Origin of the sequence: Microbispora sp. NPDC088329 (genome assembly GCF_040685655.1) — a bacterium.
GTDB lineage: Bacteria > Actinomycetota > Actinomycetes > Streptosporangiales > Streptosporangiaceae > Microbispora.
Genome location: NZ_JBFBIP010000020.1, coordinates 91,746 through 118,044 on the forward strand (window position 1 = coordinate 91,746; position 26,299 = coordinate 118,044).

The 26,299-nt window shown below is 71.1% G+C and carries 29 protein-coding genes; 15 read left to right on the top strand and 14 right to left on the bottom strand.

Going from position 1 to position 26,299, the window contains the following annotated elements; translation table 11 throughout:
- Position 1: 1 nt before the first annotated feature.
- Entirely contained in the window at positions 2-1,261 is a 1,260-nt protein-coding gene (locus AB0O28_RS30360) for a hypothetical protein (RefSeq protein WP_363645976.1), read from the bottom strand.
- A 159-nt stretch (positions 1,262-1,420) separates the two neighbouring features.
- Here AB0O28_RS30360 and AB0O28_RS30365 point away from each other — a divergent pair, with 159 nt between their 5' ends.
- The 6 genes from AB0O28_RS30365 (at position 1,421) to AB0O28_RS30390 (ending at position 3,544) form a co-directional block, all read left to right on the top strand.
- Positions 1,421-1,630, top strand: a complete 210-nt coding sequence (locus AB0O28_RS30365) for a hypothetical protein (protein ID WP_363645977.1) — start codon at positions 1,421-1,423, stop codon at positions 1,628-1,630.
- A 58-nt stretch (positions 1,631-1,688) separates the two neighbouring features.
- A complete protein-coding gene (locus tag AB0O28_RS30370; protein WP_363645978.1) occupies positions 1,689-1,907 on the top strand; it encodes a hypothetical protein in 219 nt (72 codons plus the stop codon).
- An 85-nt stretch (positions 1,908-1,992) separates the two neighbouring features.
- Positions 1,993-2,205: a DUF397 domain-containing protein gene (locus AB0O28_RS30375; RefSeq protein ID WP_363645979.1), complete on the top strand. Its 213-nt coding sequence runs from the start codon at positions 1,993-1,995 to the stop codon at positions 2,203-2,205.
- A gap of 61 nt (positions 2,206-2,266) precedes the next feature.
- On the top strand, positions 2,267-2,686 hold the full coding sequence (locus AB0O28_RS30380) for a hypothetical protein (RefSeq protein WP_363645980.1): 420 nt from the start codon (positions 2,267-2,269) through the stop codon (positions 2,684-2,686).
- A 33-nt stretch (positions 2,687-2,719) separates the two neighbouring features.
- Positions 2,720-2,986 (top strand): hypothetical protein, encoded by a 267-nt coding sequence (locus AB0O28_RS30385; RefSeq protein WP_363645981.1) that lies wholly within the window; start codon positions 2,720-2,722, stop codon positions 2,984-2,986.
- A gap of 63 nt (positions 2,987-3,049) precedes the next feature.
- Positions 3,050-3,544: an NUDIX hydrolase gene (locus AB0O28_RS30390; protein ID WP_363645982.1), complete on the top strand. Its 495-nt coding sequence runs from the start codon at positions 3,050-3,052 to the stop codon at positions 3,542-3,544.
- Positions 3,545-3,595: 51 nt separating this feature from the next.
- Here the strand turns inward: AB0O28_RS30390 and AB0O28_RS30395 are convergent, their stop codons facing one another.
- Positions 3,596-4,351 carry an SDR family NAD(P)-dependent oxidoreductase gene (locus tag AB0O28_RS30395; protein ID WP_363645983.1) on the bottom strand — a complete coding sequence of 252 codons (756 nt, stop codon included), beginning with the start codon at positions 4,349-4,351 and terminating at the stop codon, positions 3,596-3,598.
- A gap of 137 nt (positions 4,352-4,488) precedes the next feature.
- Between AB0O28_RS30395 and AB0O28_RS30400 the strand changes: the two genes are divergently transcribed.
- On the top strand, positions 4,489-5,349 hold the full coding sequence (locus AB0O28_RS30400) for a helix-turn-helix transcriptional regulator (RefSeq protein ID WP_363645984.1): 861 nt from the start codon (positions 4,489-4,491) through the stop codon (positions 5,347-5,349).
- Positions 5,350-5,394: 45 nt separating this feature from the next.
- The gene (locus AB0O28_RS30405; RefSeq protein ID WP_363645985.1) at positions 5,395-5,919 is read left to right on the top strand and encodes a GNAT family protein; all 525 of its coding nucleotides are present in this window, start codon (positions 5,395-5,397) and stop codon (positions 5,917-5,919) included.
- Between the two features lie 460 nt (positions 5,920-6,379).
- Here the strand turns inward: AB0O28_RS30405 and AB0O28_RS30410 are convergent, their stop codons facing one another.
- From AB0O28_RS30410 to AB0O28_RS30420, 3 genes are all read right to left on the bottom strand, one after another.
- Positions 6,380-6,793 (bottom strand): prevent-host-death protein, encoded by a 414-nt coding sequence (locus AB0O28_RS30410; protein WP_363645986.1) that lies wholly within the window; start codon positions 6,791-6,793, stop codon positions 6,380-6,382.
- A gap of 85 nt (positions 6,794-6,878) precedes the next feature.
- Positions 6,879-7,691 carry an alpha/beta hydrolase gene (locus AB0O28_RS30415; protein WP_363645987.1) on the bottom strand — a complete coding sequence of 271 codons (813 nt, stop codon included), beginning with the start codon at positions 7,689-7,691 and terminating at the stop codon, positions 6,879-6,881.
- A gap of 8 nt (positions 7,692-7,699) precedes the next feature.
- Positions 7,700-8,278, bottom strand: a complete 579-nt coding sequence (locus tag AB0O28_RS30420) for a GNAT family N-acetyltransferase (protein ID WP_363645988.1) — start codon at positions 8,276-8,278, stop codon at positions 7,700-7,702.
- A 208-nt stretch (positions 8,279-8,486) separates the two neighbouring features.
- On the opposite strand from AB0O28_RS30420, the gene AB0O28_RS30425 reads away from it, so the two are divergent.
- Positions 8,487-9,182 (top strand): DUF4328 domain-containing protein, encoded by a 696-nt coding sequence (locus AB0O28_RS30425; protein ID WP_363645989.1) that lies wholly within the window; start codon positions 8,487-8,489, stop codon positions 9,180-9,182.
- Between the two features lie 4 nt (positions 9,183-9,186).
- Here the strand turns inward: AB0O28_RS30425 and AB0O28_RS30430 are convergent, their stop codons facing one another.
- The 3 genes from AB0O28_RS30430 to AB0O28_RS30440 all read right to left on the bottom strand — a co-directional run bounded on the left by AB0O28_RS30430 (position 9,187) and on the right by AB0O28_RS30440 (position 12,209).
- Positions 9,187-9,792: a response regulator transcription factor gene (locus AB0O28_RS30430; RefSeq protein ID WP_363645990.1), complete on the bottom strand. Its 606-nt coding sequence runs from the start codon at positions 9,790-9,792 to the stop codon at positions 9,187-9,189.
- Positions 9,789-10,955, bottom strand: coding sequence for a histidine kinase (locus tag AB0O28_RS30435; RefSeq protein ID WP_363645991.1), 1,167 nt, complete (start codon positions 10,953-10,955; stop codon positions 9,789-9,791). Before AB0O28_RS30435 ends, AB0O28_RS30430 begins: the two co-directional genes overlap by 4 nt.
- A gap of 102 nt (positions 10,956-11,057) precedes the next feature.
- A complete protein-coding gene (locus AB0O28_RS30440) occupies positions 11,058-12,209 on the bottom strand; it encodes a saccharopine dehydrogenase NADP-binding domain-containing protein (protein WP_363645992.1) in 1,152 nt (383 codons plus the stop codon).
- A gap of 44 nt (positions 12,210-12,253) precedes the next feature.
- On the opposite strand from AB0O28_RS30440, the gene AB0O28_RS30445 reads away from it, so the two are divergent.
- A complete protein-coding gene (locus tag AB0O28_RS30445) occupies positions 12,254-12,823 on the top strand; it encodes a helix-turn-helix domain-containing protein (protein WP_363645993.1) in 570 nt (189 codons plus the stop codon).
- Here AB0O28_RS30445 and AB0O28_RS30450 read toward each other — a convergent pair.
- Positions 12,820-13,521: an ABC transporter permease gene (locus tag AB0O28_RS30450; protein ID WP_363645994.1), complete on the bottom strand. Its 702-nt coding sequence runs from the start codon at positions 13,519-13,521 to the stop codon at positions 12,820-12,822. The genes AB0O28_RS30445 and AB0O28_RS30450 overlap by 4 nt on opposite strands.
- Positions 13,518-14,429, bottom strand: a complete 912-nt coding sequence (locus AB0O28_RS30455; RefSeq protein WP_363645995.1) for an ABC transporter ATP-binding protein — start codon at positions 14,427-14,429, stop codon at positions 13,518-13,520. The genes AB0O28_RS30450 and AB0O28_RS30455 overlap by 4 nt, the downstream gene beginning before the upstream one ends.
- 340 nt (positions 14,430-14,769) lie before the next feature.
- On the opposite strand from AB0O28_RS30455, the gene AB0O28_RS30460 reads away from it, so the two are divergent.
- The 3 genes from AB0O28_RS30460 to AB0O28_RS30470 all read left to right on the top strand — a co-directional run bounded on the left by AB0O28_RS30460 (position 14,770) and on the right by AB0O28_RS30470 (position 18,084).
- A complete protein-coding gene (locus tag AB0O28_RS30460; protein WP_363645996.1) occupies positions 14,770-16,110 on the top strand; it encodes an endo-1,4-beta-xylanase in 1,341 nt (446 codons plus the stop codon).
- 112 nt (positions 16,111-16,222) lie between these two features.
- Positions 16,223-17,242, top strand: a complete 1,020-nt coding sequence (locus AB0O28_RS30465) for an ATP-binding cassette domain-containing protein (protein ID WP_363645997.1) — start codon at positions 16,223-16,225, stop codon at positions 17,240-17,242.
- Positions 17,239-18,084, top strand: a complete 846-nt coding sequence (locus AB0O28_RS30470; RefSeq protein ID WP_363645998.1) for an ABC transporter permease — start codon at positions 17,239-17,241, stop codon at positions 18,082-18,084. Before AB0O28_RS30465 ends, AB0O28_RS30470 begins: the two co-directional genes overlap by 4 nt.
- 7 nt (positions 18,085-18,091) lie before the next feature.
- Here AB0O28_RS30470 and AB0O28_RS30475 read toward each other — a convergent pair whose 3' ends face one another.
- The 3 genes from AB0O28_RS30475 to AB0O28_RS30485 form a co-directional block, all read right to left on the bottom strand.
- On the bottom strand, positions 18,092-21,349 hold the full coding sequence (locus AB0O28_RS30475) for an AAA family ATPase (RefSeq protein WP_363645999.1): 3,258 nt from the start codon (positions 21,347-21,349) through the stop codon (positions 18,092-18,094).
- A 72-nt stretch (positions 21,350-21,421) separates the two neighbouring features.
- A complete protein-coding gene (locus tag AB0O28_RS30480; RefSeq protein ID WP_363646000.1) occupies positions 21,422-22,213 on the bottom strand; it encodes an alpha/beta hydrolase in 792 nt (263 codons plus the stop codon).
- Positions 22,214-22,311: 98 nt separating this feature from the next.
- Positions 22,312-22,956, bottom strand: coding sequence for a dihydrofolate reductase family protein (locus tag AB0O28_RS30485; RefSeq protein WP_363646001.1), 645 nt, complete (start codon positions 22,954-22,956; stop codon positions 22,312-22,314).
- Positions 22,957-23,055: 99 nt separating this feature from the next.
- Here AB0O28_RS30485 and AB0O28_RS30490 point away from each other — a divergent pair, with 99 nt between their 5' ends.
- Together AB0O28_RS30490 and AB0O28_RS30495 are read left to right on the top strand one after the other, a co-directional pair.
- Complete coding sequence (locus AB0O28_RS30490) at positions 23,056-23,553, top strand: helix-turn-helix domain-containing protein (protein ID WP_363646002.1); 498 nt, start codon at positions 23,056-23,058, stop codon at positions 23,551-23,553.
- Positions 23,554-23,571: 18 nt separating this feature from the next.
- Positions 23,572-24,249 carry a cyclase family protein gene (locus AB0O28_RS30495; protein ID WP_363646003.1) on the top strand — a complete coding sequence of 226 codons (678 nt, stop codon included), beginning with the start codon at positions 23,572-23,574 and terminating at the stop codon, positions 24,247-24,249.
- A gap of 120 nt (positions 24,250-24,369) precedes the next feature.
- Here AB0O28_RS30495 and AB0O28_RS30500 read toward each other — a convergent pair whose 3' ends face one another.
- Entirely contained in the window at positions 24,370-26,283 is a 1,914-nt protein-coding gene (locus AB0O28_RS30500) for an acetoacetate--CoA ligase (protein WP_363646044.1), read from the bottom strand.
- Positions 26,284-26,299: the final 16 nt, after the last annotated feature.

Sequence of the window (26,299 nt, forward strand, 5' to 3'; positions counted from 1 at the left end):
GTCAGGCGAACTGCCCGACGATATCGGCCAATGCGCGGCCGGAGGCAGTGCCGGCCCAGGCGGTCGCGTGACGCTGGATGGCCTTCAGCTCTTTGCGTAGCCTCACCGATCCGGTGACTCCCACGGAAGAAGCGGCGACAGACGCGATCTCGACAACGCGTTCCGGTTCTGGCACGGCTGCGAGAGCGGCAGCCTGACGCGCCCAGAACACTCCGTTGTCGCGGCGCGCTGATCCCGGGGCTACGCCGAGAATGCCGTCCCATAGGGCGACAGCCTCTCGATAGGCGCCCAGGCGCAGGTAGGCGGTCGCTCGCTGGACGTCGATGTACCGGAGAGTCCGACGGCAGGCGTTGCCCCAGGGGTATTCGTCGTCAACCCGGCTAACGAGTATGGCCGCCTGATCCAACAGTCGGTCGACCAGGTCCCTGTTCGTTGCTGGCAGCATCGAGTGTCCGAGTGCCTGATGGACCAGAGCGAGCACCCGTACTTTCGGGCATAGCTTGCTCTCGTCGGCCAATGCGGCCTCCGCATAGTCCACAACCATGCGCCCGTCATCCAAATCGAGAGCGAGCATGGCCTTGTTCGTGAGGGCGTAGCTGATGAGCTGCGGGTCCTGTGAACGGTGGGCCATGTCGAGGGCGACGGCTCGCCAAGCTCGGGAGCGGACGACGTCACCGGCGTCTTGGTACAGCCAACCCAGCAGTGCCGCGTACGCGACGCCGGCGCCCAGGAGACCGCGACGTACGGGCGCATCCGCGGCTAGGGCGAGTTCCTTGATGAGCTCCGCCTGCGTGGCGACGGTAGGAATGAGGTGGCGAGGGCCCAGGTACATGTCCGCCTTGTAGTGGCCTGGAAGCTGTTCCAGAAAGTACATGACGAGCTCCGGGGCTACGGGGGCCTGGTAAGGGAGATGAATGACGGCGCCGGTCCGGTTCATGTTCAGGATGTCGTCGGGCTGCCGGTATACACCGAGACCGTCGTCGGCTTCCCGAATACTGCGACCTCCAGCCTCGCCGAACAAATCGACTTCGCCAAGCCCGAAGGCTCGGGCGTACAGGACGCGGTAGGGGTCGCCGGGGCGGTTGTGGCCAGCCTCGTACGCCTTGATGCGGCGGATCATAGTCTCGCGCGAGGGCAGGCGGGGACGGATGTCCTCGTCGGCGGCCTCGACCAGACGGCGGGCCATCTCACGCTGGCTCCACAACCGGTTGCGCCGCTCGGCGCGCAGCCGTACGGCCCATGCGGGTAGGTCGTCGCTCATCGCCTGCACCTCTGCTCGGATCCGGGGGTGATCCCTGGCGCGCCCTCAGTTTCCCTCATCCGCACCTGTGCCGGGAAGGTTACGCAGCGCTGTCATAGCAGGTAACACGAGCGGGTCCACGCCATACGAGGACCCTTGAGCAGAAACGAGGTCCGAGCTGTGACAGACCGGAGAGGCACCGCACCGACCGAGGGCTGGCGGGTGATGACGAGCGATCGCGGACGACTATGGGCGACCCGTGAACGACCTTTCCCCGCGGCGGCCGAGGACGCGGGCGCCGCCCGGACCGTCGACGGCGACGACCTGACCGAGCTCTGCCGGGTTATCGCCGAGCAGGAGAGCCTGGCCGCCCTTGCCTCGGCTCCCTAACGACTGTCCCGGGTTGCATGTGGCGCCCGAGCAGCCGGGGTGCGTCGCGGTCCGGTGGATGCGCGAGACCAAGCGCACTGTCCGGGCCCGGGTCGTGGCCCACACCTGCGACCAGTGCGCGCCGCTGGCGTACGAACTCTGCGCGTCCGGCGGGCTGCTGTTCATCCGCCGGACGGACCGAGGCGGCAACAGACCGGAGATCCGGGAAACCGAACGCCTGCCGGACGCGCGGGCGCGTCGGTTGTGGCTGGACGTGCTGCTGGGCCGCGCCCGATGAAGCCCAGCCCAAGGAAGCCTGGCGTATGAAGACGCCCGCCCGGCGAACCGTCAGAGGCGGGACCACCAAACAGGAAGGGAACGCGATGGAGCTGTACGACCACGACCTCGCCGGAGTGCGCTTCCGGCGGCTGTGTGGCGGCAACCAGCAGGAAGAAGACATGGAGTCCTGCGTTGAGCTGGCCCCGATTCCGGGCGAGGCCGACGCCTTCGCCCTGCGTGACAGCAAGAACCCGGATGCCGGGACTCTCCGCTTCACCGGTGCCGAGCTTCGCGCGGCCGGCCTGACCACACTGTAGGAGCACGGTGGCCCCTGCCCGGTGATAGCGAGCGGGGGCCACTCCCACTGTACGGAGCGTCATGCACCTGCACTGCTACCTGTGGAGTGGGATCGGGGCAGACCTGCGCAACGAGGCCGAGAGACGGCCGCCACTGCCGCCCGCCGACCCCGGCCCGTTCACCGCTTCCCCGCTGCCGCCGATGCGGACCTGCGACTGGTTGCTGAAGCCGGCCCGCCGGATCGACGCCTCTCCGGCCGCGCTCGACGACGCGCTCGCCTGGCTGGCCGAGCGCCACCGGACAAACCAGAGCGCATTCCTCCGCCCGGCCGACGAGGCCCGGCTCGGGCTGGATTTCCGCCTGGAGACCGCCCGCGAGGCGCTCCACAACGGCGTGGACGTGCAGTGGGGCATCTGGTTGATTGGCGGCCGGTTCCTCACCTGCGGCGTGGTCTGCTGCTCACCCAACCGCCACGCCGCCTACCGCTGCCCCGCGTCCTGATTCATCAGAAAACCCTTGCTCGGCATCGTCTGAATGATCAGACTGATCGACATGCCGCGAATGACATCGAAAATCATCGACATCCAGCGGTGGAACGCAAGTCTGTTCCAGAACCCGTCCACGGACGGCGCCAATGGCAAGTGCAGTGCGCATGGCAAGAGCTCCTGTCACCGCCCGGCCGTCGCCTACGTCGCCCTGTCTGACGCGGGCGCGGACCGCATCCAGTGGGGTGCCTGCGACCAGTGGCTCGCCACGAACGAAGATGCGGTCGAGTATCTGAGGGCGCATCCCCTGGATTGAGAGCGTCCAGCAGGCCCACCATCGCGGTCACGGTTCGATGAGCCCTCATAGTGCCGGAGCGTCATGAGCGACTCTGCGTCATTCCTGGCCTACGTCGCCTCCGTACCGCGCCTGCGCGCCGGGGCGGGCGCATTGCTTCGAGACCAGGAGGGGCGGGTGCTGCTCGTGCACCCGGTCTACAAGGACGACTGGGAGATCCCCGGCGGGATCGTCGAGGCCGGGGAGTCTCCCGTCACTGCCGTGCTTCGTGAATTGCAGGAGGAGCTGGGCATCGCGCCGCCGGCGGTTCAGCTGGCATGCGTCGACTGGGTGCCACCGGCACCGCCGTGGGAGGCCGGGCTGATGTTCGTCTTCGACGCGGGCGTGCTCACCGACTCTCAAATCGCGGTGGTCCGCCTGCCGCCCGAAGAGCTCGACGACCATGTATTCGTTCCTCCCACCGACCTCGACACGTTCTTGCCGCCCGGCTTGGCACGGAGGATGAACGCGGCGATCTCGGCGGCGGACGCCGGCCGGACCGCCTACCTGGAGGACGGCCTCGTCCGCCTGCTCCCGTAGTCGCGATCCTCGCGGCCGGCGCGCATGGACGGCGCAGGCTCGGGCTCCCGGTCAGACCCCGCCGGTCACTTTGATGGCCTGGCCGGTGATGCCGGTGTTGGCGGCCGAGCCCAGGTAGACGACGGCGTTCGCGACCTCGGCCGCGTCGAGCAGGCGGCCGATCGGCGCCCGCGCGCTGTAGTGCCCGCCCCACTGCTCGGCCATCGCGAGGTTGGTCTCGGTCCTGGTGAAGCCGGGCATGACGACGTTGGACAGGATGTCTCCGTCTTTTCCGAGCCCGAACGCGGCGGACCTGCTGAAGCCGTGCAGTGCCGCCTTGGCCGCGCCGTAGTACTCCCCGCCGGGCATGCCGTCGACCGCGACGCTCGACGAGATGTGCACCAGCCAGCCCCATCCGCGCTCCCGCATGGACGGCACGACCGCCCGGCTGAGCCGTAGCGCGCCCTCGATGTTGGCCCGGACGACCTTCTGCCACCTCTCGTCCGGCACCGCCTCGAAGGGGAGATCCTCGTCCGGCTCGGCGGCGCCCCAGTGCACGGCGTTGTTGACCAGCACGTCGATCCGGCCGGACCACCTCAGCACGGTCTCGGCCAGGCCACGGGCCGATCCGTCGTCGTCGAGCGCGTACGGCGCGACGAGCGTGCGTCCGCCGATCTCCTTGGCGAGCAGCTCCGCGCCCGCCTGGGCCTGGTGATAGGTGAGCACCACGTCGGCCCCTTCGGCGGCGAACCCGCGGGCGATCTCGCGGCCGATGCCGCCGGAGGCCCCCGTCACGATGACCGTACGTCCGGTGAGTCCCAGATCCATGTCGACGCTCCTCTAATCAGTAAAACCGCGAACAGGACCGAGAATCCGGCGACGGGGACCGCCGGAGGGAGGCCGGGCCGAGACTGGCCCCCGCAGGGCCACGATCGGGAACGAGGCCGCTCGGTAGCCTGCGAACCGTGAGCGACAACACTCTGGGCGAGTTCCTGCGGGCCCGCCGCGAGGCCGTCACCCCTGCCGAGGTCGGGCTGCCCGGCGGTGGCCGGCGCCGCACCCCCGGCCTTCGCCGTTCCGAGCTGGCCACGCTCGCCGGGATCAGCGTCGAATACCTCACCCGGCTCGAACAGGGACGTGACCGCCACCCCTCGGTGCCCGTGCTCGCCGCCCTCGCCGACGCGTTACGCCTGTCCGCCGACGACCGCCTCCATCTGCTCCATCACTTCAAGGCGGCCGACGGTGCCGGCAGGCTCGTCGGCCCGTGCCAGGGACCGCCCACGCAGTCGGTCCGTCCCACCATCCGGGCACTGCTCGACCGGCTCGAACCCGCCCCGGCGTTAGTGATCAACCGGCTCGGTGACGTGCTCGCCCACACGGACGGCTACGAGCGGCTCGCCGGTCCCATCGGGATGTTGGACATCCGGCCGCCCAATCTGGTGCGCTACGTATTCGCCGACCCTCGGGCCAGGGCCGCGTATCCCGAGTGGGACCGGGTCGCCGACGAGCGGCTCGCCGGGCTGAAACTGGGCGTGTCCCGCGAGGACCCGCACGTCGAGCACCTCGTCAACGAGCTGACCCTCGCCGTCGGCGCCCCCTTCACCGACCGGTTGACGACTCCGCCCGGCCCGTCCCGGCGTACCGGACTCGAACGGCTCGCGCATCCGGAGGCGGGCGAACTACGGCTGGCCTACGAGACCCTCGGCCTGTCCGGCGACGACAGCCAGCTCCTGATCGCCTACCTTCCCGCGGACGACGTCACCGCCGCCAGGCTGGACCGCCTCACCGGCCGCCACCCCGGCTCCCTTCGCGCCGTCACGGGCTGATGATCTCGGCGCTAGTGTCGAAGAGCATCGACGGGAGGCGGCACGGTGAGCGCACTTGAGGTACGGCTGCGACCGGTGGCGGAGGACGACCTCGTCATGTTCCGGCGTTTCGTCACGGAGCCGGGGCTGATCGGCCTGGATTGGGCGGGGTTCCGTGACGCCCAGGCCCCGGCGCGGCGCTACGCCAAGGACGGGTACCTGGGCGAGGACGACAGCAGGCTCATCGTCGAAGCCGACGACACGGCCGCGGGCCTGGTGAGCTGGTCGGCGCGAGGCTTCGGCGTTTCCCGCTACTGGGAGATAGGGATCGGCCTGCTTCCAGACTGGCGCGGGCGTGGAATCGGCTGGCGCGCTCAGGCGATGCTGTGCGACTACCTGTTCACTCACACCCCTGTCGAGCGCATCCAGGCGACCACCCATCCGGAGAACATCGCGGAGCAGAAGTCGCTGGAGAAGGCCGGCTTCACGCTGGAGGGCGTCCTGCGCGCGGTGGAGTTCCGTGCCGGTCAGTGGCGTGACGGCTGGATGTACAGCAGGCTGCGCAGCGATCCGTACCCGCCGAATCCGTGAGCGGACGGCGACCGCCGCCGTCCCGTCTCCTGATCGGGCTACGAGTCTTGCGACCAGAAGAGTTGGAGTCGTGCGAGAGCCTGGTCCTTCGACATCCCCGCGACCTCGGCGTCGGCAAGCCCCACCCGGTGAATGAGGAGGTGCACGAGATCCGCGGGAAGCGCCCCCGGTGGTGTCTGAGAGCCGCCCCTGTCGGGCACGACCCCGTCTCGGACACAGCCCCAGAACTCCTCCTCGGAGACCTGGAGCTGGTCCCGCAGGATATGAGCCCAAAGGCTGGGCCCATAGGTCGTACGGTCAGGCGGATGTGAGATTCGCGTCCGCAGGATGCCGCCCGCGGGAAGGTCGAGCTCATACGTGACGTGATGGATGCCCGTCCGTCCCCTGGCGTCCCGGATTCGCCACCAGCCCTCGGCCTTGCAGAAGCGCTCGTGATCCTCTCGGGTCGGCTGGGGCCACGTCATGGAGCTACTCCGGTCAGCCACTCCCGTAGCTGGTCGTCGCTGCTCAGGCAGATCATCTGCACCAGACCCCAGTTGTCCCTGTGGTTGGCCGCGTTCAACAGGTGGTCCTGCCAGTCCTCGGCGTACTCCCGAAGGGCGTCGATCATCTCGTCGATGGCCTCGTCGAACGTCCGCCCGTCCGCGGCTACCGGCAGTCCTGGGATGAACACCGACCAGCCGCCATCCTCGGGCACCACTTGCGCATGGGATGGGCACACCCGGGTCAGGAAGTAACGGAGGCGCTCGCCGTCCACCACAGCGGCAGTCCGGTCATCACGGCTGACGGTCGCGCTGCGGCCTCGCTCCGCCGCGTCGAGAAGCTCCTTCAACTTCGCGCGAGCCTCTGTGTAGCTGGCGAAATGCACTCCCATATCAATTCCCTTCGCTCTCCCTGAGTATCCGTTCCGCCGTCAAGTACGTCAAGTACGTGAAGTACTTGGCTAACGGCTTCGGCGTTCAGGCCGGGCGATGCTCGTGCACTCGGTCGAGCCATTCGGTCATGAGCGCGGTGACCAGCCCGGACTGCTCGTGCGGCAGCGCGTGGCCGGCGCGGTCCAGGACGGCGTACGTGGCGCGCGGATACCGCTTCACCAGCTCCCACGCACCGGCGTACCCCACGGTGGCGTCCTGGCGCCCGGCGAGGATCAGAGCCGGGCCCGTGTACGGAGGGGTGTCCGCGGGAGCGTCGCTCAGCCGCCACCGTTCGAACACCCGCCCCAGGCCGTCCCGGTCGACGAGGGGCAGGGCCGGTGCCACGTACTCCCGGAATCGCTCGACAGTGGTGGGCGTCTGCACCACGAAGTAGTCCCGGAACTGGGCCTGCTCGGCAGGATCCAGCACATCGGCCACGCCGGCCGAGGCATGTAGCACCGCGTGCGGGGGCACGTCACGCGTTTCCTCGCCGAGTGGGCAGATCAGCGCCAGTCCCGCGACCTGGGCCGGACGCCGGTCGGCGACGGCCGCGGCGAGATACCCGCCGAAGGAGTGGCCGACGACCGCGAACCTCTCATCGCCGACGACGGCGTCGATCAGGCCGAGCAGGAGATCGAGGACGTCGTCGGAGCCACGCAACCAGTCCGGCACCGGAGTGCGCCCCATTCCCGGCAGGTCCGGGTAGACGCGCCGATAACCGGGCCGGTCGCGGAACACCGGCTCCAGCGCCCCGGCCATCTCGCGATGGTCGACCCCCGCGCCGTGCAACGCCACCACCGGGAGTCCGCTTCCGAGTTCGGCGTAATGCACCCTCACGCCGCCGACCTCTGCCTCCATTGCGACAACTATCGCGCTTTGGCAACTCGGGAGGCGAGCCACTGCTCTCGGGTGATCGCGTACTCGACCTCACCGAGATCACTGCCGGGGAGCGGTTCTTCCCAGTCCGCGTGGAACGTGCGGACGTACCGCATGCCGATCGCGGTCATCGTGGCACGGGAGGCGGTGTTGACCGCCATGGTTTCGGCGAAGACGCGGGTCAGCCCGAGATCTTCGAATCCGTGGCGGAGAAGCTCGCGGGCTCCCTCACTGGCCAGGCCCTGACGCCAGTAGCGGCGCAGGAGCCGGTAGCCGAGCTCGGCCTGCCCTTCGACCGGGCCCTGGTCGGGACGCTCGGGCGGCTGCAGGATCCACCAGCCGACGAACCGCCCGTCCACGAAACCCACCCAGAAGCCGAGCCCCGCGACGCGCTCCGCGGCGGCGAGCCGCCGGCGGTGAAAGTCCTCGACCTCCTCACGGCTACGTGCCCGGCCGGCGAGGTGACGCATGACTTCGGGATCGGCGTCCAGCTCGACCTCGTGTTCCAGATGCTTGTCGGACAGCGGGACGAGTGTGATGCGGTCGGTGCGCAGTGTCGCCTGAGACATGCGACGCATTCTCGCGCTCCCGCCACCCGCCGGTCATTCGCTTTTCGGTCAGAAGGCGGCGGCAGGAGTGGCCGCCAAGCGGCTCCGGAGAATTCCGAATTTCCCGATTCCGACGCGATCACAGAATCATCCCAGGTGAGAAACGCGGACAATCGAATTCCGCTCCTTATTGGATGATGAATCGTCGGCCTATTCCGAGGAGTCTTTTGTGTATCCCACACCACCGTCCGCTCCGCTGCAACCCATAAGGGGCCTGGGCACGGCGGCCGTCGTGATGCTGGGCGTCGATTCCCTGATGTGCCTGATCGCCTCGGCCGTCGACGCACAGCGGGTCGTGCTCGTCGACAGGTTCCAGGCCGACACGGATTCCGTCCCCCTCAGCGACCTCGAAGCCAATGACGCGCTTTACAGCCTGTCCGGCCTGGTGGGGACCGTCGTCTATCTCGCCACCGCCGTCATGTTCCTGGTCTGGCTGTTCCGCGCCCGCGCGAACGCCGAGACGCTGAGCCCGTGGCCGCACCGGCGGGCCAGGCCCTGGCTGATCTTCGGATGGATCGTGCCGATCGTCAACTTCTGGTTTCCGAAACAAATCGTCGACGACATCTGGACATCGTCCGAGCCCTATGCGATCGAAGGGACCGGGAATTTCGCGACCGCCCGCCGTTCCGGCCTCGTCTGGGCCTGGTGGCTGGCATGGCTGGTCGCCGTCATCATGGCGAGGATCGTGAGCCGGCAGTACGCGAACGCCGAGGAGCTGCCGGAGATCCGCGACGCCGCCGTTTTCGACATCGTCTCCAACGTCCTGACCATCGGCGCGGCCGCCCTGGCCGTCGCGGTCGTCCTGGCGATCACCCGCTTCCAGGAGGACCGCCGTCGCACCGCGTCCTGGCCGTACACGGTGTGAGCCTCTAGAGCCAGCCCTGCTCCTCGGCTATCAGGGCGGCCTCGGCGCGGGTGCCGGCGCCGGTCTTGCCGATGGCCGCCGACAGGTGGTTGCGTACGGTCCCGGCGGACAGGTGCAGGCTCCGGGCGATCTCCGCCACCGTGCCGCCCTGCCGGGCCGCGCGCAGCACGTCGCGTTCCCGCCCCGTGAGCGGGCTCGCCCCGCTGGCGAGCGACTCGGCGGCCAGGGCGGGATCGACCACGCGCAGGCCCGCATGGACCCGGCGCAGCGTGTCGACCAGGTGCTCGGGCGGCGCGTCCTTCACCACGAAGCCCGAGGCGCCGTTCTCCATCGCGCGGGCGAAGTAGCCCGGCCTCCCGAAGGTCGTGCAGATCACCACCCGGCAGGACGGCAGCGCGGCGCGCAGGTCGGCGGTGACCTCCAGCCCGTCCTTGCCCGGCATCTGCACGTCCACCAGCGCCACGTCCGGCCGGCTGCGCCGCGCCGCCTCGACGACCTCCTCGCCCGTGCCGACCTGGGCGACCACCTCGATGTCGGGCTCCAGCGCGAGCATCGCCGCCAGCGCACCCCGTACGAGCGCCTGGTCGTCCGCCAGCAAGACCCTGATCATGTGCGGCTCGCCCGCAGCCGGAAGCCACCGGGTGGCAGCGGACCCGCCTCGATCCGCCCTCCGACGGCGCGCAACCGTTCGGCCAGCCCGGAAAGGCCGTTGCCCGGCGCCGCCGCGCGTCGCCCGGGGCCGTTGTCGCGGATCTCCAGCCAGTCGTCTCCGAACAGCACCTCGCATCGCGTGGCGCCGCTGTGCCGGATCACGTTGGTGACCCCCTCTCTCAGGACGTACGCGAAGGGCTCGGCCAGGTCGGCCGGGACGTGGCCCGCGGACGGCGGCAGGGCGGCGGTGATCCCGGCGGCCCGCAGCGCCGCGCGGGCACCCGCGAGCTCGGCGGCGAGGGAGGGCCGGCGGCGGCCGGACACCGTCAGGCGCACCTCGCTGTGCGCCTGACGCGACAGCCGCTCGATGTCGCGCAGCTCGGCCACCGCGAGTTCCGGGTCGCCGCCGCTCTCCAGCACCCGGCGGGCGAGGCCACTTTTCACCGTGATCGTGGTGAGGCTGTGCCCGAGCACGTCGTGGAGGTCCCTGGCCAGCCGGTCGCGCTCGGCCGCCGCCGCCAGCGCCTCGATCTCCTCGCGGGCGTGATTGAGCTGGACGACGAGCCGGATCAGCAACGTCACAGCCACCGGGATCACGATCCCGGGCACGAGCCCGCCCAAATGTCCCCAGTCGACGGGACCGGGGGCCGCATGGTGCGTGAGCACCTGAACTGCATACTGCGCGAGCGCCTGAACCGCCCAGGTGCCCAGCCCGAGCAGCACCCCCCACCGCGCCGGGAGCAGCCAGGCCGCCACCCCGAGCACGTAGCTGAACACTCCGGTGTGGCCGAGGTAGAGCGGGCCGTTGCGCAGCAGCGCCGCCACGGTCGCCAGCGCGAACAGCGCCCCGACGAGCAGGACCCGCCGCCGGGGCGTCAGGCGGATCCCGGCGATCATGGCGCCCAGCCAGCCCACGGCGTACAGGAGCGTGACGACGCCGATCGCGATCCGCACCGCGACGGCCTCCGGCCAGCCCCGGTCCGGCCGCAGCGCCTCCCACAGCGGCCAGAGCAGCAGGAGCGACAGCACGACGACGCCGCGAACGCGGGCCGTACGGGAGCCCGGTCTCGCCGGGTTCCACATCGGCCAGGCGGCCTGGCCCCACACGCCCTGATCGCCCACGTACGTCACCCTAGAACCTGTCTCGGAAGCTGGTCAGCCGGTCGTCGCCGGACGGGCGAGGCGGAGGGCGGCCTCGTGAAGACGCGGCGTAAGGCAGGAACCTCATGGAGCGGTCCGCGTGGTCACCGGCAGGTACGTTCCGCCGCACGCCTCGGCCAGCGACGGGCCGAACAGGGCGGCCGGTGTGTACGCTCCTGGCCGGCCTTCGCCGGACAGCAGGCGGCGCACCACCTCGGCCGGGACGGCGCCGGTGAATTCCTGCGCCTCACCGACGCGCAGCCAGCCCTCCTCGACGGTGCCGTCGGCCCATTCCAGGCGCGCGTGTCCCCAGGAGTGCGGGCGTGGCTGCGGATGGGCCTTGACCTGCACCCGGGCCAGCCGGCGCCGGGCGAAGTCCCGGATCCGGGCGCTGGCCAGCAGCGCGGTGGCCGCAGGCAGGACCACCCGCATCAACGGCGAGGCGGGTGCCTCGCTGGACGCGGCGACGACGTCGGGGGCCCCGCTGGCGCGCTGAGCCGCGACCAGCTCTCCGGACGGGAGGCTCGCGGTGGTGACCCGCTCGCCGTCGGGGAGCACGAGGTGGGCCGGTTCGCCGCCGATGGGCGCCGGTGCGAGCCGGCCGTCCCGGTAACGGCGGCCCCCATACCGGCGGCCCCCCTCGACCCCGGGGATGCCCTCGACGAGGGTGGCGGCGAGCGCCTCGCCGATGTGCCCGGCGGCCACGGCGATCGAGGGCACCATGTCGACCCGTACCCGTACCGGCGCCGGACGGCCGGCGCACAGTTTGACCACGACGCTCTCGGTGGCCGTGACGCCGAACCCGGCCCCGGTCACCAGGCGTCGCCCCGCCGCCGAAGCCGCCTCGTGCAGGCCGAGCACGCCGGTCACGGCGGCCACGTCGTTGGCCAGGTCGACGTAGTCGCCGACGGCCAGGCAGGCGCGTGTGACCGTCGGCGCGGTCGCGGTGAACGGCCCGACCGTGTTGACCACCACGGCCGGTCCCTGCCGGCGGATCTCGCCGGCCATCGCTTCGGCCGAGCCGGCGACCACCGTGCGCGCGCCGCCGGCCCGCGCCGCCGCGGCGGCCAGCCGCTCGGCGTGCCGGCCGACCAGCACCGGCGCCACACCCCTGCGTGCCAGCTGCGCCGCGATCGCTTGGCCGCTGCGGCCGCTGCCGCCCAGGATCCAGACCTCGCCGCCCATGTTGTGCTCCTCTCCGCGGTCACCATCGGTGATGACACGCCGTGTCGTCACACTAGTCAATGATGACACGGCATGTCATCATCTAGACTGGCCCGGTGAGTAGATGGCGGCCGGACGCGCGCGAGCGCCTACAGCGGGCGGCGCTGGAACTGTTCACCGAGCAGGGGTTCGCCGCGACGACCGTGCCCGAGATCACCGCCCGGGCGGGCCTGACCACGAGGACCTTCTTCCGTCACTTCGCGGACAAGCGCGAGGTGCTGTTCGCCGGAGACGAGTTCCCGCAAATGGCCGCCCGGCTGCTGGCCGACGCGCCGGCGTCGATGGACCCGATGACGGTGCTCGTGGAGAGCCTGCGCGCCGTGTCCGAGACCCTGTTCGACGGGCGGCGGGCCGAGCTGCGGCAGCTGCGCGCCATCGTCCAGTCCGACGACGGCCTGCGCGAGCGCGACCTGCGCAAGCGCGCCGCCCTGCGGGAGGCGGTCCGGGACGGTTTCGTGCGCCGCGGTCTGGCCCCGCTGACCGCGGCCATGCTCGCCGACACCGGCGTCACCGTGCTGACCGTGGCGCTCGACGAGTGGCTGGAGCGAGACGACGAGCGCACCCTGTTCGAGATCGCCGTGGACGCCCTGGAGTCGCTGCGGGCGGCCCTGGCCGTAGGGGGCTAGTCTCGCGCGGTGTCGAGGCGATATCGGGCGGCCACGGCGGCGCCCAGCACGAGTGCGTACACCGTCAGGACCAGCGCGGCCTGCCCGAGGGCGGTGGCGTGCCCGATCTGGGCGAGCCAGTAGCTCGGCAGGGCCTTGGCCACCGTCGCGAGCGTCTGCGGGAACGTGCTCACCGGGATGAACAGCCCGCCGAGGAAGCTGAGCAGCAGCACCACCGCCCCCTGATACGCCTGCAGGTTCTGCGCGGTGGCGAACTGGCCGATCAGCAGGCCGAGCAGGGCGAACGGCACCGTGCCCGCCCACACGCCGAGCACGGCCAGCGCCCACCCGCCGGCCGACAGGCGCACCCCGCTGACAAGTGCGGCCACCAGTGCCACCCCCGCCACCGGCGGCAGCGCCACGACCATCGCCACCGACGCCTTCGCCAGAAGGTAGCCGACGCCGCTGAGCGGGGTCAGCCGCAACTGGCGCTGCCAGCCGGCGCCGCGCTCCACCGCCGTGCGGGCACCGACGTCGAGCGCCGTCTTCACCGCCCCGAACGCCGCGACGCTGCCCATGACGTACGACGCGGGCAGGCCCATGTCGTCGAAGCGGTCGGCCATCAGGAGGTACAGCCCCACCGGCAGGGCGACCGCGAACAGCAGGAACCTGGCGTCGCGCAGCGTCCGCCTGATCTCGAACGCGAGATACCCGGTCATCTGACAACCTCCACGGTTTCGGTGAGACGGAGGAACGCGTCCTCCAGGCCCAGCGCGCCGACCTCGACGTCGCGGGCGTCCGGATAACGGGCCAGCAGTTCCCGCAGGGCCAGGTCGGAGTCGGCGCAGTGCAGCTCGGCCCGGCCGTCGCGGACGTGCGCCGCCGTCACGCCCGGGAGCACGCCCAGGTCCACGGCCCGGGCGCCGGGCACGGTCGCGGTCACCGTACGGCCGGACACCTCGGCCATGACCGCGGACACCGGGCCGTCGGCCACGACGCGGCCCGCGTGCATGAGCACGACCCGGTCCGCGTACGCCTCGGCCTCCTCCAGATAGTGCGTGGAGAACAGCACGGTGCGGCCGGTCTCGGCGAAGGCGTGCATCGACCGCCAGAAGTCGCGCCGGGCCGCCACATCCATGGCCGCCGTCGGCTCGTCGAGCACCAGCAGGCCGGGGCCGGGCACCAGTGCCATGGCGAACCGGACCCGCTGCTTCTGGCCGCCGGACAGCCGCGCGGCCCGCCGGTCGGCGAGGTCGGCCACCCCGGCGCGGCTCAGCGCCTCCTCCACCGGCAGCGGCGTCCGGTGCAACGACGCGATCAGCGCCACGGTCTCCCTTACGGTCACGTCGTCGAGCAGCGCGCCCTCCTGCGGCAGCACGCCCACCAAGCCGCGCCGCACCGCCTCGCGGGGGGACACGCCGGACACGGCGATCTCCCCGGCGTCCGGGCGGGAGAGCCCGACGACCATGTCGATGGTGGTGGACTTGCCCGCGCCGTTCGGGCCGAGCAGGGCGACCACCTCACCCCGGCCCACGACCAGGTCGACCCCGTCGACCGCACGGGTCTCGCCGTACGTCTTGCGCAGTCCCGCCACGGACAGGGCGGGGGCGCCGTCGTGAATGTCCATGCGGCAAGCCTCCGCCGCCGCCCCGGCGCGTACCTCCGCCGTCTGTCACGACCCGGCCACGACAGATGTCATGGGTCCTGAAACTTTCCCGCCGCGGCTCCGGTCTCTGCCGCGTCCTCCGAGGCCCTTTGCTGCGGAAGGAGCGTATGCGGACGGGTCCTTTCCTTACTGCGGACCTGAGTGCTCATGACTGAGTCTTGTCGACTTGCAACATTTCGGTGAGACTCCGAAACATTCGGTCACGGCGAAGACCAGGATTCTCAGGAGGAAGGACGGACGTCGTGAAACCCCTCGAGGTCATGGCACAACCCGCAGGTCGGCCCTTTCCAGGAGGAGACCGATGATCGACCGACTCCTCTCCAGCAGCCGAGTCATCCGCCGCACGCTCGTCCTCGGCGCCGTCGCGGCACTGTCGATGGGCCTCGCGATGGCCGAGATTTCCCGAGCGAACGCCGCCGCCGACCCGTCCGGCACCACGCTGGGCGCCGCGGCGGCCCTCAGCGGACGCTACTTCGGCACCGCGATCAACGCGAGCAAGCTCGGCGACACGGCGTACACCACGATCGCCGGGCGTGAGTTCGACATGGTGACGCCCGAGAACGAGATGACGATCGACGCCACCGAGCCGCGGCAGGGGCAGTTCGTCTTCACCAACGCCGACCGGGTCGTCGACTGGGCGGTGCAGAACGGCAAGCGGGTGCGCGGCCACGCCCTGCTCTGGCACTCCGGGCAGCCGCAGTGGTTGCTGACCCTCGGCGGCGCCGCGCTGCGCCAGGCGATGACCGACCACATCAACGGCGTGATGGCCCACTACAAGGGCAAGATCTACGCCTGGGACGTGGTGAACGAGGCGTTCGCCGACGGCAGCGGAGCGCGGCGTAACTCGAACTTCCAGCGCACCGGCGACGACTGGATCGAGGCCGCGTTCCGCACCGCGCGGGCCGCCGACCCGGCCGCCAAGCTCTGCTACAACGACTACGCCATCGAGAGCTGGACCTCGGCCAAGACGCAGGCCGTCTACACCATGGTCAAGGACTTCACCTCCCGCGGCGTGCCGATCGACTGCGTCGGCTTCCAGGCCCACCTGAGCAGCGGCAGCGACCCCTATCCCGGCGACTTCCGCACGACGTTGCAGAACTTCGCCGCCCTCGGGGTCGACGTGCAGATCACCGAGCTCGACGTCCCGGGCGCCCCGGCCGCGACGTACGCCGCCGTGGTCGGCGACTGCCTGGCCGTCTCCCGCTGCACCGGTGTCACCGTGTGGGGCGTACGCGACCCCGACTCGTGGCGAAGCGGCGACACCCCGCTGCTGTTCGACGGCGACGGCGGCAGGAAGCCTGCGTACACAGCGGTGCTGAACACCCTGAACGCCGCCGTTCCCGGCGCCTCGCCCAGCCCGACGCCGCCCGGCGGGAGTTGCACCGCGACCCTCCACCCGGGCGCGAAGTGGCCCGCCCGGTACAACCTCGGCGTCACCGTCACCGGTTCGGACCACTGGGTCGTGACCATGACCCTGCCGCGCACGCAGAGCGTCGTCGCGACCTGGAACGTCCGCGCCAGGTGGGACTCCGCGAGGAACGCGCTGACCGCCCGGCCCGGCGGCCACGGCGGCTCCTGGGGCGTGACGATCAAGCACCACGGCAGCCCGGCCTTGCCCACGGTCTCCTGCCGTCCCGCCTGACGACCCGCTCCGCAGGGCCCGCTAGATCGGATCTAGCGGGCCCTGCCCCGCGTCTGGCGCCTCTTCTGTGTACGCGGACTGTGTACGCGGAGAACAAAGGAGACGGCAGATCATGCGGGACCGGACAACGGACCTGGCGATAGAGACATCGGGCTTGATCAAGACATTCGGCGAGAACCGCGCGGTGGACGGGCTCGACCTGAAGGTGGCCGCGGGCATGGTGTACGGCGTGCTCGGCCCCAACGGGGCGGGGAAGACCACCGCCGTCAAGATGCTGGCGACCCTGCTGCGCCCGGACGGCGGGGAGGCCAGGGTGTTCGGCCACGACGTGCTGCGCGAGCCCGACGCCGTACGCAGCCGGGTGAGCCTCACGGGCCAGTACGCCTCGGTGGACGAGGAGATGACCGGGATGGAGAACCTGGTCCTGCTCGGCAGGCTGCTGGGGCACAGGAAGCCCGCCGCCAAAGACAGGGCCATGGCGCTACTCGAGGCCTTCGGGCTGACCGAGGCCGCCGGCCGGCAGGTCAAGACCTACTCGGGCGGCATGCGCAGGAGGCTGGACATCGCGGCCAGCATCCTCAACACCCCCGATCTGCTGTTCCTGGACGAGCCCACGACCGGTCTCGACCCCCGCAGCCGCAACCAGGTCTGGGACATCGTCAGGATCGTGGTCGCCCACGGCACCACCGTGCTGCTCACCACGCAGTATCTGGACGAGGCCGACCGGCTGGCCGGGCGCATCGCGGTCATCGACCACGGCAGGGTCATCGCCGAGGGCACTCCGGGCGAGCTGAAGTCGTCGGTCGGCTCGGGGGCGGTGCACGTGCGGTTGCGGAACGCGGCGCAGCGGCCTGAGGCGGAGCGCCTGCTGGCCAGGGAGCTGAACGCGTCCGTCCACCTCGAAGCCGATCCGGTGGCCCTGACCACCCGCATCCCCGGCGAGGACGCCGACGCCGGGGCGGAGCGGGCCGCGCGCGCCCTCGCGGCGCTGGCCGCGTCCGGCATCGTCGTCGACGACTTCTCCCTCGGCCAGCCCAGCCTCGACGAGGTCTTCCTCACGCTGACTGGCGCGCCCGCCACGGACCCCCACGACCCCGCCACGGACCAGGAGACGCAGGAGACAGCGGCATGAGTGCGACGACCACCGAGACCGGCACGTCCTTCGTCCCCGCGGCCGAGACGCTGGGCGCGGTCCTGGCCCCCGGGGCACGCCCGCCACGCCCCAGCGCGCTGTCGGCCTCGCTGACGTTCGGCTGGCGGGCGATGCTGAAGATCAAGCACGTGCCCGAGCAGCTCTTCGACGTCACCGCGTTCCCGATCATGATGACGCTGATGTTCACCTATTTGTTCGGCGGCGCGCTGGCGGGCTCGCCGACGGAGTACCTGCAGTTCCTGCTGCCGGGCATCATGGTGACGAGCGTCGTGATGATCACGATGTACACGGGGGTCGAGGTCAACAAGGACATCGAGAAGGGCGTCTTCGACCGCTTCCGTACGCTGCCGATCTGGCGGCCGTCGACCATGGTCGGCTATCTGCTCGGCGACGCGTTCCGCTACACGATGGCGGCGACGGTCATCCTCGTGGTCGGCCTGGTGCTGGGCTTCCGCCCGCAGGGCGGCGTCGCCGGCGTGCTGGCCGCGATCGCGCTGCTGGTGGCCTTCTCGTTCGCGTTCTCGTGGATCTGGACGATGTTCGGGCTGCTGCTGCGCAGCGAGAAATCGGTGATGGGCATCAGCATGCTGGTGCTGTTTCCGCTCACCTTCCTCAGCAACGTCTATGTGGACCCGCAGACCATGCCGGGCTGGCTGCAGGCGTTCGTCGGTGTCAACCCCATCTCCCACCTGGTCAGCGCGGCGCGGTCGCTGATGGCGGGCAGCCCGGACACCGGGGAGATCACCTGGGTGCTGGTCTGCGGCGCGGCGTCGATCGTGGTCTTCGGGGCGCTGACCATGCGCCTCTACAACCGCAAGTGAGCGCGGGTCACAGGCGCCAGGTGAGATCGTGCTCGGGCTGGTAGCGGCAGGTGGCGCCGGTGGAGACGGCGGCACGCAGGTGGGCGGCCATCGCGGGATGCAGCCGGTCGAGCTTGCGCAGCACGTCACGGATCCGGGCGGTGACGGCCTTGCGGGCGCGCTCCGCCTCGTCGCCGAGGCGGCGGTCGCGCCCGCCGAGCCCCGAGGCGGAACGCAGCTCGGCCAGCAGGGCCGCCCGCTCCCGGTCGAACTCGGCCGCCCTGTCGTCGTCTCCCCGCTCGGCCGCCCGGTCGATCTCCTCGTCCAGCAGAGCGAGCCTGCGCCGGTATCGCGCCTTGGCCTCCTCGTCGAGGACCGCGTCGCCGCCCATCGCCCGGGCGGCGACGACGATCTCCCCACCCTCGGGGTCGAGCAGCCGTACGGCGGGCAGGTCGGCCCCGGGACGACTCAGCAGGCGGTGCAGGTCGCGCAGTCCCTTGGCGTCGGGCAGGTGGACGGTGTGACCGCCGAACCCCAGGGTCCAGACCGCGCCGTCCCGCCGGAACTCGGCCGGAGGGCCGGCGACAGGACCGGGCACAGTGGTGGACACAGGACCGGGCACGGTGGTGGACACAGGACCGGGCGCGGGGGCGCGTGCCCTGAGACGAGCCAGGCGGACGCGCTCCGCGATGTGCCGCATGCCGAGCCGCGCCGCTTCGCCCTCCACGTCGCCGAGCAGCTTCCCGGCCTCCTCCGCGTCGCCCGGACGGCCCCGGCGCAGCAGCGCCTCGCCGAGATGGGCCCGCGCCTCGACGGACCACGGGCGGGCGAGGAGCAGATCGGCCGACTGCCAGGCGGCGGTGAACCCGTCGACCGCCTCGTCCCAGCGCTCCTGCGCCGCGTCGATCAGAGCGCGCTGGAGGATCACCGGGCCGCCGACGTCCCAGCCGTACATCGAGACCGTCCAGTCGCCGAGATACGGCTCGAGCGCGGCCCTGGCCCTCTCGCACAGCTCGGGGTCGCGCGACCACGCGGCGACCATGGCCTGGAACCGCAGCCACAGGGGCTGCAGCGAGCGCCCCGGCTCGCCCCTGTCCATGGTGTCGCGCAGATGGCGCAGTGCGGCGTCGCCGTCTCCCCTGTGCAGCGCGGTCATGGCCTCCAGCAGGCCCGGGCAGGGGTGCCGGCTTCTGCGCAGCGCACGGTGGATCTCGTCCAGGTCGTCGTAGCGGCCCTGGAGCATCCGCATCGCCCAGCGGTGGTGATCCAGCATGTACGCGAAGTGGTCGTGCCCGTGCTCGAACCCGGCCAGCTCGTCGAGCAGGGTCTCCGCCTGGTCGAAGTCGCCCATGAGGGCGGCGATGATGCTGCGGTCGCTGGCCGTGGCCATGTCGATGCGCGGCAGGCCGGCGCGGCCGCCGAGCGTGACGAACTCGCGGAACTGGCCGAGATAGGCGGGGTCGCCCTGCTCGAGGAGAGCCACCCAGCGCAGCGACGCGGCGATGCTCTCCATCTCCGCGTCGCCCGTACGGTGGGCGAGGGTCAGCAGCTCCCCGGTGAGCTCCGCCCTCTCCGGTGCGGTGCCCGGCCCCCAGATGGCGTCGTGGCAGGCCCACAGACTGAACGCCAGCGCCTCGTCGTCCTCGCCCCGCCGGGCGAGCACGGCCACATGGATGGCCAGGTCCCGCGCGAGGCGGTCGAGGGAGCGATCGCCGTCGGGGGGCCGCCCGTCGCGGACCAGCTCGCCGTGCGCCTCCCGCAGCAGGTCGGCACCCAGCGGGCCGCTCTCGCCGAGACAGGTCGCGTAGACGGACAGCGCCACCCGGGCGATCAACTCGGGATCGGCGGTCTCCCGCGCGACGGCGGCCGCCTCCTCGAAGGCACGCCGGCCGCTGTCGCGGTCGTCCCCGTGGTAGAGCTCACGGCCGAGCTCGAGCGCGATCACGACACGCCGGCGATGCTCCCCGGCGCCGGCGACGCGTTCGAGCGCCCTGCGGTAGTGCCCGAGCGCCTCTTCCGCGGCCAGGCGGGCGGCGGCGTCACGGGCCGCGGCGAGCAGCCGGTCCACCGCGTGGAGCGGCTCCACGTGGTCACCGGCGAGGTAGGCGTGACGTGCCATGTCGGCGGGGAGCACATGCTCCGCGAGGCCGGGAGTGCGGTCGACGGCGTGGACGACCGCGGCGTGCCGGCGGGGCGCCGCCCCGTCGTCGAGGGACTCGTAGAGCGCCTGGCGGACCAGGTCGTGCGCGAACGCGAAGACCTCTCCGCCCCTCGCACCCTTCGCCACGACAAGCCGGGCGGCGATCGCCTGGTCGAGCAGCCGCTCCACCTGGAGCACGGGAGCGGCGGCGACGGCGGCCAGCACCCGGCGGTGGAACTCCCGGCCGAGCACCGCGGCCGTGACGAGGAGGTCCACGACGGGCGCGGGCAGCAGGGACAGCCGCCGCATCAGCGTGTCGCGGACGCCGGGGGCGATCGTGGTGACCGAACCGCCGCTGCGCCACAGACGCGCCGTCTGCTCCACGAAGAAGGGGTTGCCGCCGGTGCGGCGGTGCACCTCGGCCACGAGGTCGGCGGACGGTTCGCGCCCCGCCGCGCGGGCCATCAGCGCGCCGACCTCCTCCCGCTCGAGCCCGGTCAGCGACACCGTGGTCGCCCGCGCCGCCAGCGGAAGCACGAGGGGCCGCAGCGGATGGTCGGCCGACTCCACCTCCACGTCCCGGTAGGTGCCGACCAGCAGCACCCGCTCGAACCAGGTGTGCTGGGCCGCGAACTCCAGCAGCCTGAGTGACGCCGTGTCCGCCCAGTGCAGGTCTTCCAGCACGACCACCAGGGGACGATGCTGCGACACCGCGACCAGGGCGCTCGTCACCGCGTCGTACAGCCGGAAACCCTCGGCGGCGTCGGCGCCGGACGACTCGCCGAGCAGCGCGCCCAGGCCGGCGCCCGCGGCCTCCTCGGCCGCCGCCCACTCTCCGGGCCCGGCGCACCGCCGCATGCTCCGCAGGACCTGCACCCACGGCCAGTACCCCGGGGCGCTGTCGGAGTCCCAGCACGATCCGCCGAGGACCAGCGCGCCCAGCCGCCTGGCCTCCTCCGCGGCATCGGCGACGAGCGCGGTCTTGCCGATGCCGGCCTCACCGGCGACCAGGATCAGGCCCCCGTGGCTGCCGACGACCCGTGTGATCTCGGCACGCAGCATCGCGGCAGGATGCTCCCTGCCGATCAGTCCGGTGCCGATCAGTTCGGTGCCCATCAGCTCAGTGGTCGCGCCGTCGATTCGCATGCCGACTCGAAGGTAACCGCTCGCTCCGACAATTTCCCACCGTCCCGCGCGGGCGTGTGCGCGGGCAGGCGCTCAGCCGAAGAACTTCGTCAGGATCTGCGCCAGTGCCGCCGGACGCTGCAACACCGCGTGGTCCTCTCCGGGCATCACCGTCAGCTCGGCGCCGGGCACGGTCGCCGCGACGGCCTTCGTCCCCTCCGCCAGGTTCGGCGCGGTCCGGTCGCCGTAGACCGCCAGCACCGGCACGCCGACCCCGGCGAGCCGGTCGTACGGCATGACCTGCCAGGGCGCGCTGACCAGCACGTCGTACGGCAGGCTGGGCGCCTTGTCGGCCATGAACGCCCACCCCTCCCCCGCCTTCATCCCGGCGATGATCTCCGTCGGGACCCCGACCGCCTCGTGGAGGAACAGCTCCACCGCGCCGTCACGGTCTCCCGCGGCCACCAGGGCCTTGAGCCGGTCGTAGATGTCGGCCGCCGGCCTCGGCTGGTTCTCGTCGGCGCAGTACGGCGGCTCGTAGACGGCCACCCGATCGACCGGCAGCCCGCGCATGGCCCCTTCGAGCACGAGGACCGCGCCCGAGGAGTGGCCGAACACCGAGGCCCGGCCGCCCACGTGCTCGATGACGGCCGCCAGGTCGTCGACCTCGTTGGCGACCGCATAGTCCTCGCTCCTGTCGTCGCTGCCCACCCGGCCGCGCCGGTCGTAGGTCACGACGGTGAACGCCGACGCGAGCTCGGCGGCGAGCCCGGCCACCGTCGAGCGGTCGTTGAACGCGCCGCCGACGAGGATCACCGGCGCGCCCTGGCCGGCTGTGTCGACGGCGAGCGTCGTGCCGTCCTTCGACGTGATGTTCGTGGTCATGTTTTTCCGCCTTTCCGCGCCGCCGTACGCGGCGGCAGTCGAGTGATCGGGGGGGACGACGCGCAACCGTACGGGAGAGTTACGACACTCTCCCGGGATCACCGTCGCGTGAAGGTCATGTGGGTGACGCCGCTAGGACCGGTCACCGACTCGATCCGGAAACGCTTCTCGAGTCCTTCGAGACCGTCCCACAGCCGCTCGCCGCGGCCCAGGGTGATCGGGACGACGGCGATGTGCATGTGGTCGACCAGGTCCGCGGCCAGGAACTGGCGCACGGTGCTCGGCCCGCCGCCGATCCGCACGTCGAGACCGCCCGCGGCCTCGCGGGCCTGACGCAGCGCCTCCTCCGGGGTGGCGTCGACGAAGTGGAACGTGGTGCCGCCCTCCATCTCCACCGAGGGCCGGGGGTGATGGGTCAGGACGAAGACCGGCGTGTGGAACGGCGGGTTCGGTCCCCACCAACCGGTCCACTCGTGGTCCTCCCACGGGCCGCGCTGGGGCCCGAACTTGTTGCGGCCCATGATCTCCGCGCCGATGCCCGCGTCCCACTGACGGACGATGGCATCCTCGACCCCCTCGCTCCCGCCGGTCTTCCCCTGCATGGCGCGGAAGGTCCGCGTGTCGAAGAACCACTCGTGCAGCCGTCCGCCGGCGTGGCCGAACGGCTCTTCGAGGGTCTGTCCCTCACCGGTGGCGAAGCCGTCCAGGGAGACGGCGAAGTTGTGCACCCTGACACGAGACATGGCGTGATCTCCTGGTTTCGACGAGTGGTTGCGGATTGCAATCACTGAGAAGAAGCGTAAGCTAGGTAGTAGCAAAATGCAATCACTTTGGAGGTGGCCGTGCGAGAAGGACCGCGATCCGGCTGTGCGATCAACGCGGCGGTGGAGGCGCTCGGGGACCAGTGGAGCCTCATCGTGCTGCGCGACGTGATCTTCGGCGGACGCCGGCACTTCCGTGACCTGCTCACCAACTCCGAGGAGGGGATCGCCTCGAACATCCTCAGCAGCCGCCTCAAGGCCCTCGTCGCCGCGGGCCTGCTGACCCACGAGGACGCCGGGCGGGGACGGCGGGGGACATACAGCCTCACCGAGGCGGGCATCCAGACCGTGCCGGTCATGGTCGCGCTCGGCTCCTGGGGCCTGCGGCATCGGCCGACGACACCGGAGCTCGGCATCCGGTCCCGCCTGCTGGAGGAGGGCGGCCCACCCCTCTGGGACGACCTCATGGACGAGCTGCGCGAGCAGCACCTGGGCATCCCCCGTCCCGATCCCGATCGCCCGCGCGCGTCCCAGCTGCTGCGGGAGGCGTACGAACGCGCCCTGGCGACGTCGTCCTGATCACATAGGGTGATCCACGTGACATCTCACCCGGGCGGCCGTGTCGTCGACCTCAGCCACGTGATCCGGCACGGCATGCTCACCTATCCGGGCGTGCCCGGGCCGGAGATCGGCGACTATCTGACGCGCGAGGACTCCCGCGGCCGCTACGCCCCGGGCACCGAGTTCCACATCGGCCGCATCTCCATGGTGGCGAACACCGGCACGTACCTCGACACGCCGTTCCACCGGCTCGCAAACGGCGAGGACCTGGCCCAGGTCGACCTGTCCCGGCTGGTCGACGTCCCCGGTCTGCTGATCGACGCGTCCGGCGGCCCCGGGCGCGGCATCGACGCCGACGCGTTCGACGGCCACGACGTCACGGGGCGCGCGGTCCTGCTGCGTACGGGCTGGGACAGGCACTGGGGCGGCCCGTCCTACGGCGACCCGGACCACCCCTTCCTGACGGCGGACGCGGCCGCCCTGCTGGCCGACCGGCGGCCGGCCGTCGTCGGCATCGACAGCGTCAACATCGACGACGTGGCCGACGGCCTGCGCCCGGCCCACACCGCCCTGCTCACCGCGGGCATTCCGATCATCGAGCACCTGCGCGGGCTGGAACGGCTGCCGCGGACCGGGTTCCGCCTTCACGCGGCGCCCGTCGCCGTGTCCGGCATGGGGACCTTCCCCGTCCGGGCGTACGCCCTCGTCCCCTGACCGCCTCACCCGCTGTGGCGCGAAAAGGAGGTTGGCGATGTCAGAGGGCGCCAACGAGCAGTACGACATTCAATTCTTAGAAGTCGGCTTCTAAGGAGTCTACTTATACACGTAGCCGTCCTACTGCTGTGGCGCGAAATGGGGGAGGACTTCGGGGTTGGCCATGGCGTCGGGGTTGGCGGCCTTCTCGACCGGGGTGCCGAGCAGGATCTTCCGTACGGGGACTTCCAGCTTCTTGCCCGACAGCGTCTTCGGGATGCCGGGGACGACCTGGATCTCGTCGGGCACGTGCCGGGGCGACAGCTCGGTGCGCAGGGCCGTACGCAGGCGGGACACCAGCGAGTCGGACAGGGACGCCCCGTCGGCCAGGGTGACGAACAGCAGCAGCCTGCCCTCCCGGCCGAGCTGCCCGGTGTCGATGACCAGGCTGTCGGCGATCTCGTCGAAGCGCTCCACGACGCGGTAGAACTCGCTGGTGCCCATGCGCACACCGCCGCGGTTCAGCGTCGAGTCCGAGCGGCCGTAGATGACGCAGCCGCCGTCGGGGAGGATCTTGATCCAGTCGCCGTGCCGCCAGACGCCCGGGTAGTCGGCGAAGTACGACTCCCGGTAACGGTCGCCGGAGGGGTCGTTCCAGAACATGACCGGCATGGACGGCATGGGCCGGGTGATGACGAGCTCCCCCACCTCGCCCACGGTCGAGGCCCCGGTGGGGTCGAAGGACTCGACGGACGCGCCGAGGCAGCGGCACGGGATGACGCCGGCCCGGATCGGCAGCAGCGGCACCGCGCCGACGAACCCGGTGCACACGTCGGTGCCCCCGGAGAACGAGCCGAGCTGCACGTCGGGCTTCACATCCGAATAGACCCAGGCGAACCCCTCGGGCGGCAGCGGCGAGCCGGTCGAGCCGATGCCACGCAGCCGCTCCAGCCCCTCCGGCTTCACCCCGGCCTTCATCGACGCCATGATGTACGGCGCGCCGGTGCCGAAGTAGGTCACCCCCTCCTCGGCGGCCAGCCGCCACAGCGCGCCGGTGTCGGGGTGGGCCGCGCTGCCGTCGTACAGCACGACGGTGGACCCCACCAGCAGCCCGCCGATGAGGTAGTTCCACATCATCCAGCCGGTGGTGGTGTACCAGAAGAACACATCGCCCTCGCCGAGGTCCTGGTGGAAGGACAGCGACTTGAGGTGCTCAAGCACGATCCCGCCGTGACCGTGGACGATGGGCTTGGGCAGGCCGGTGGTGCCCGACGAGTACAGCACCCACAGCGGGTGGCCGAACGGCACCCGCTCGAATTCCAGCGGCGCGGTCTCGGCGCGCAGGTCGTCCCAGCTCAACCCGTCATCACTCGCATCGGCGCCGAGGACGGGGATCCAGACGGTCGCCTCCAGCGTCGGCAGCTTCCCGGCGATCTCGCGCACCACCGCCGCCCGGTCGTACGCCTTGCCGCCGTAGCGGTAGCCGTCCACCGCGACCAGCACCTTCGGCTCGATCTGCGCGAACCGGTCGGTGACGCTGGGCGCGCCGAAGTCGGGCGAGCAGGAGGACCAGATCGCCCCGAGTGAGGCGGTGGCGAGGAAGGCGATGAGAGCCTCGGGGACGTTCGGGACGTAGGCGGCGACCCGGTCGCCACGCCCCACGCCCAGCCGCACGAGCCCCGCCCGGACCCTGGCGACCTCCTCGCGGAGCTCACCGAGCGAATACTGCCAGCGGCTGCCCGACTCGTTGCGGAAAATCACCGCCGTCCGGCCGGGATGGCCGCGCAGCGCGTTTTCGGCGTAATTGAGGGTCGAGCCCGCGAACCATTCCGCGTCCGGCATCGTTGCCTGGATGACGGGCCCGTCGCCACGCGTACCCACCACGCCGAAGTAGTCCCATATGGAAGTCCAGAAGTCGGCCGGAGACTCGACCGACCACTTCCACACGTCCTCGTAGTCGCCCGGACGGCCCAGTCGTTCCATGTAACGGGTGATCCGGGCCGCGCGTACGACGTCGGGCGTGGGTTCCCAGAGCAGAGCGCCTTCCTCGACCATGCTCCCATCTTTGCCA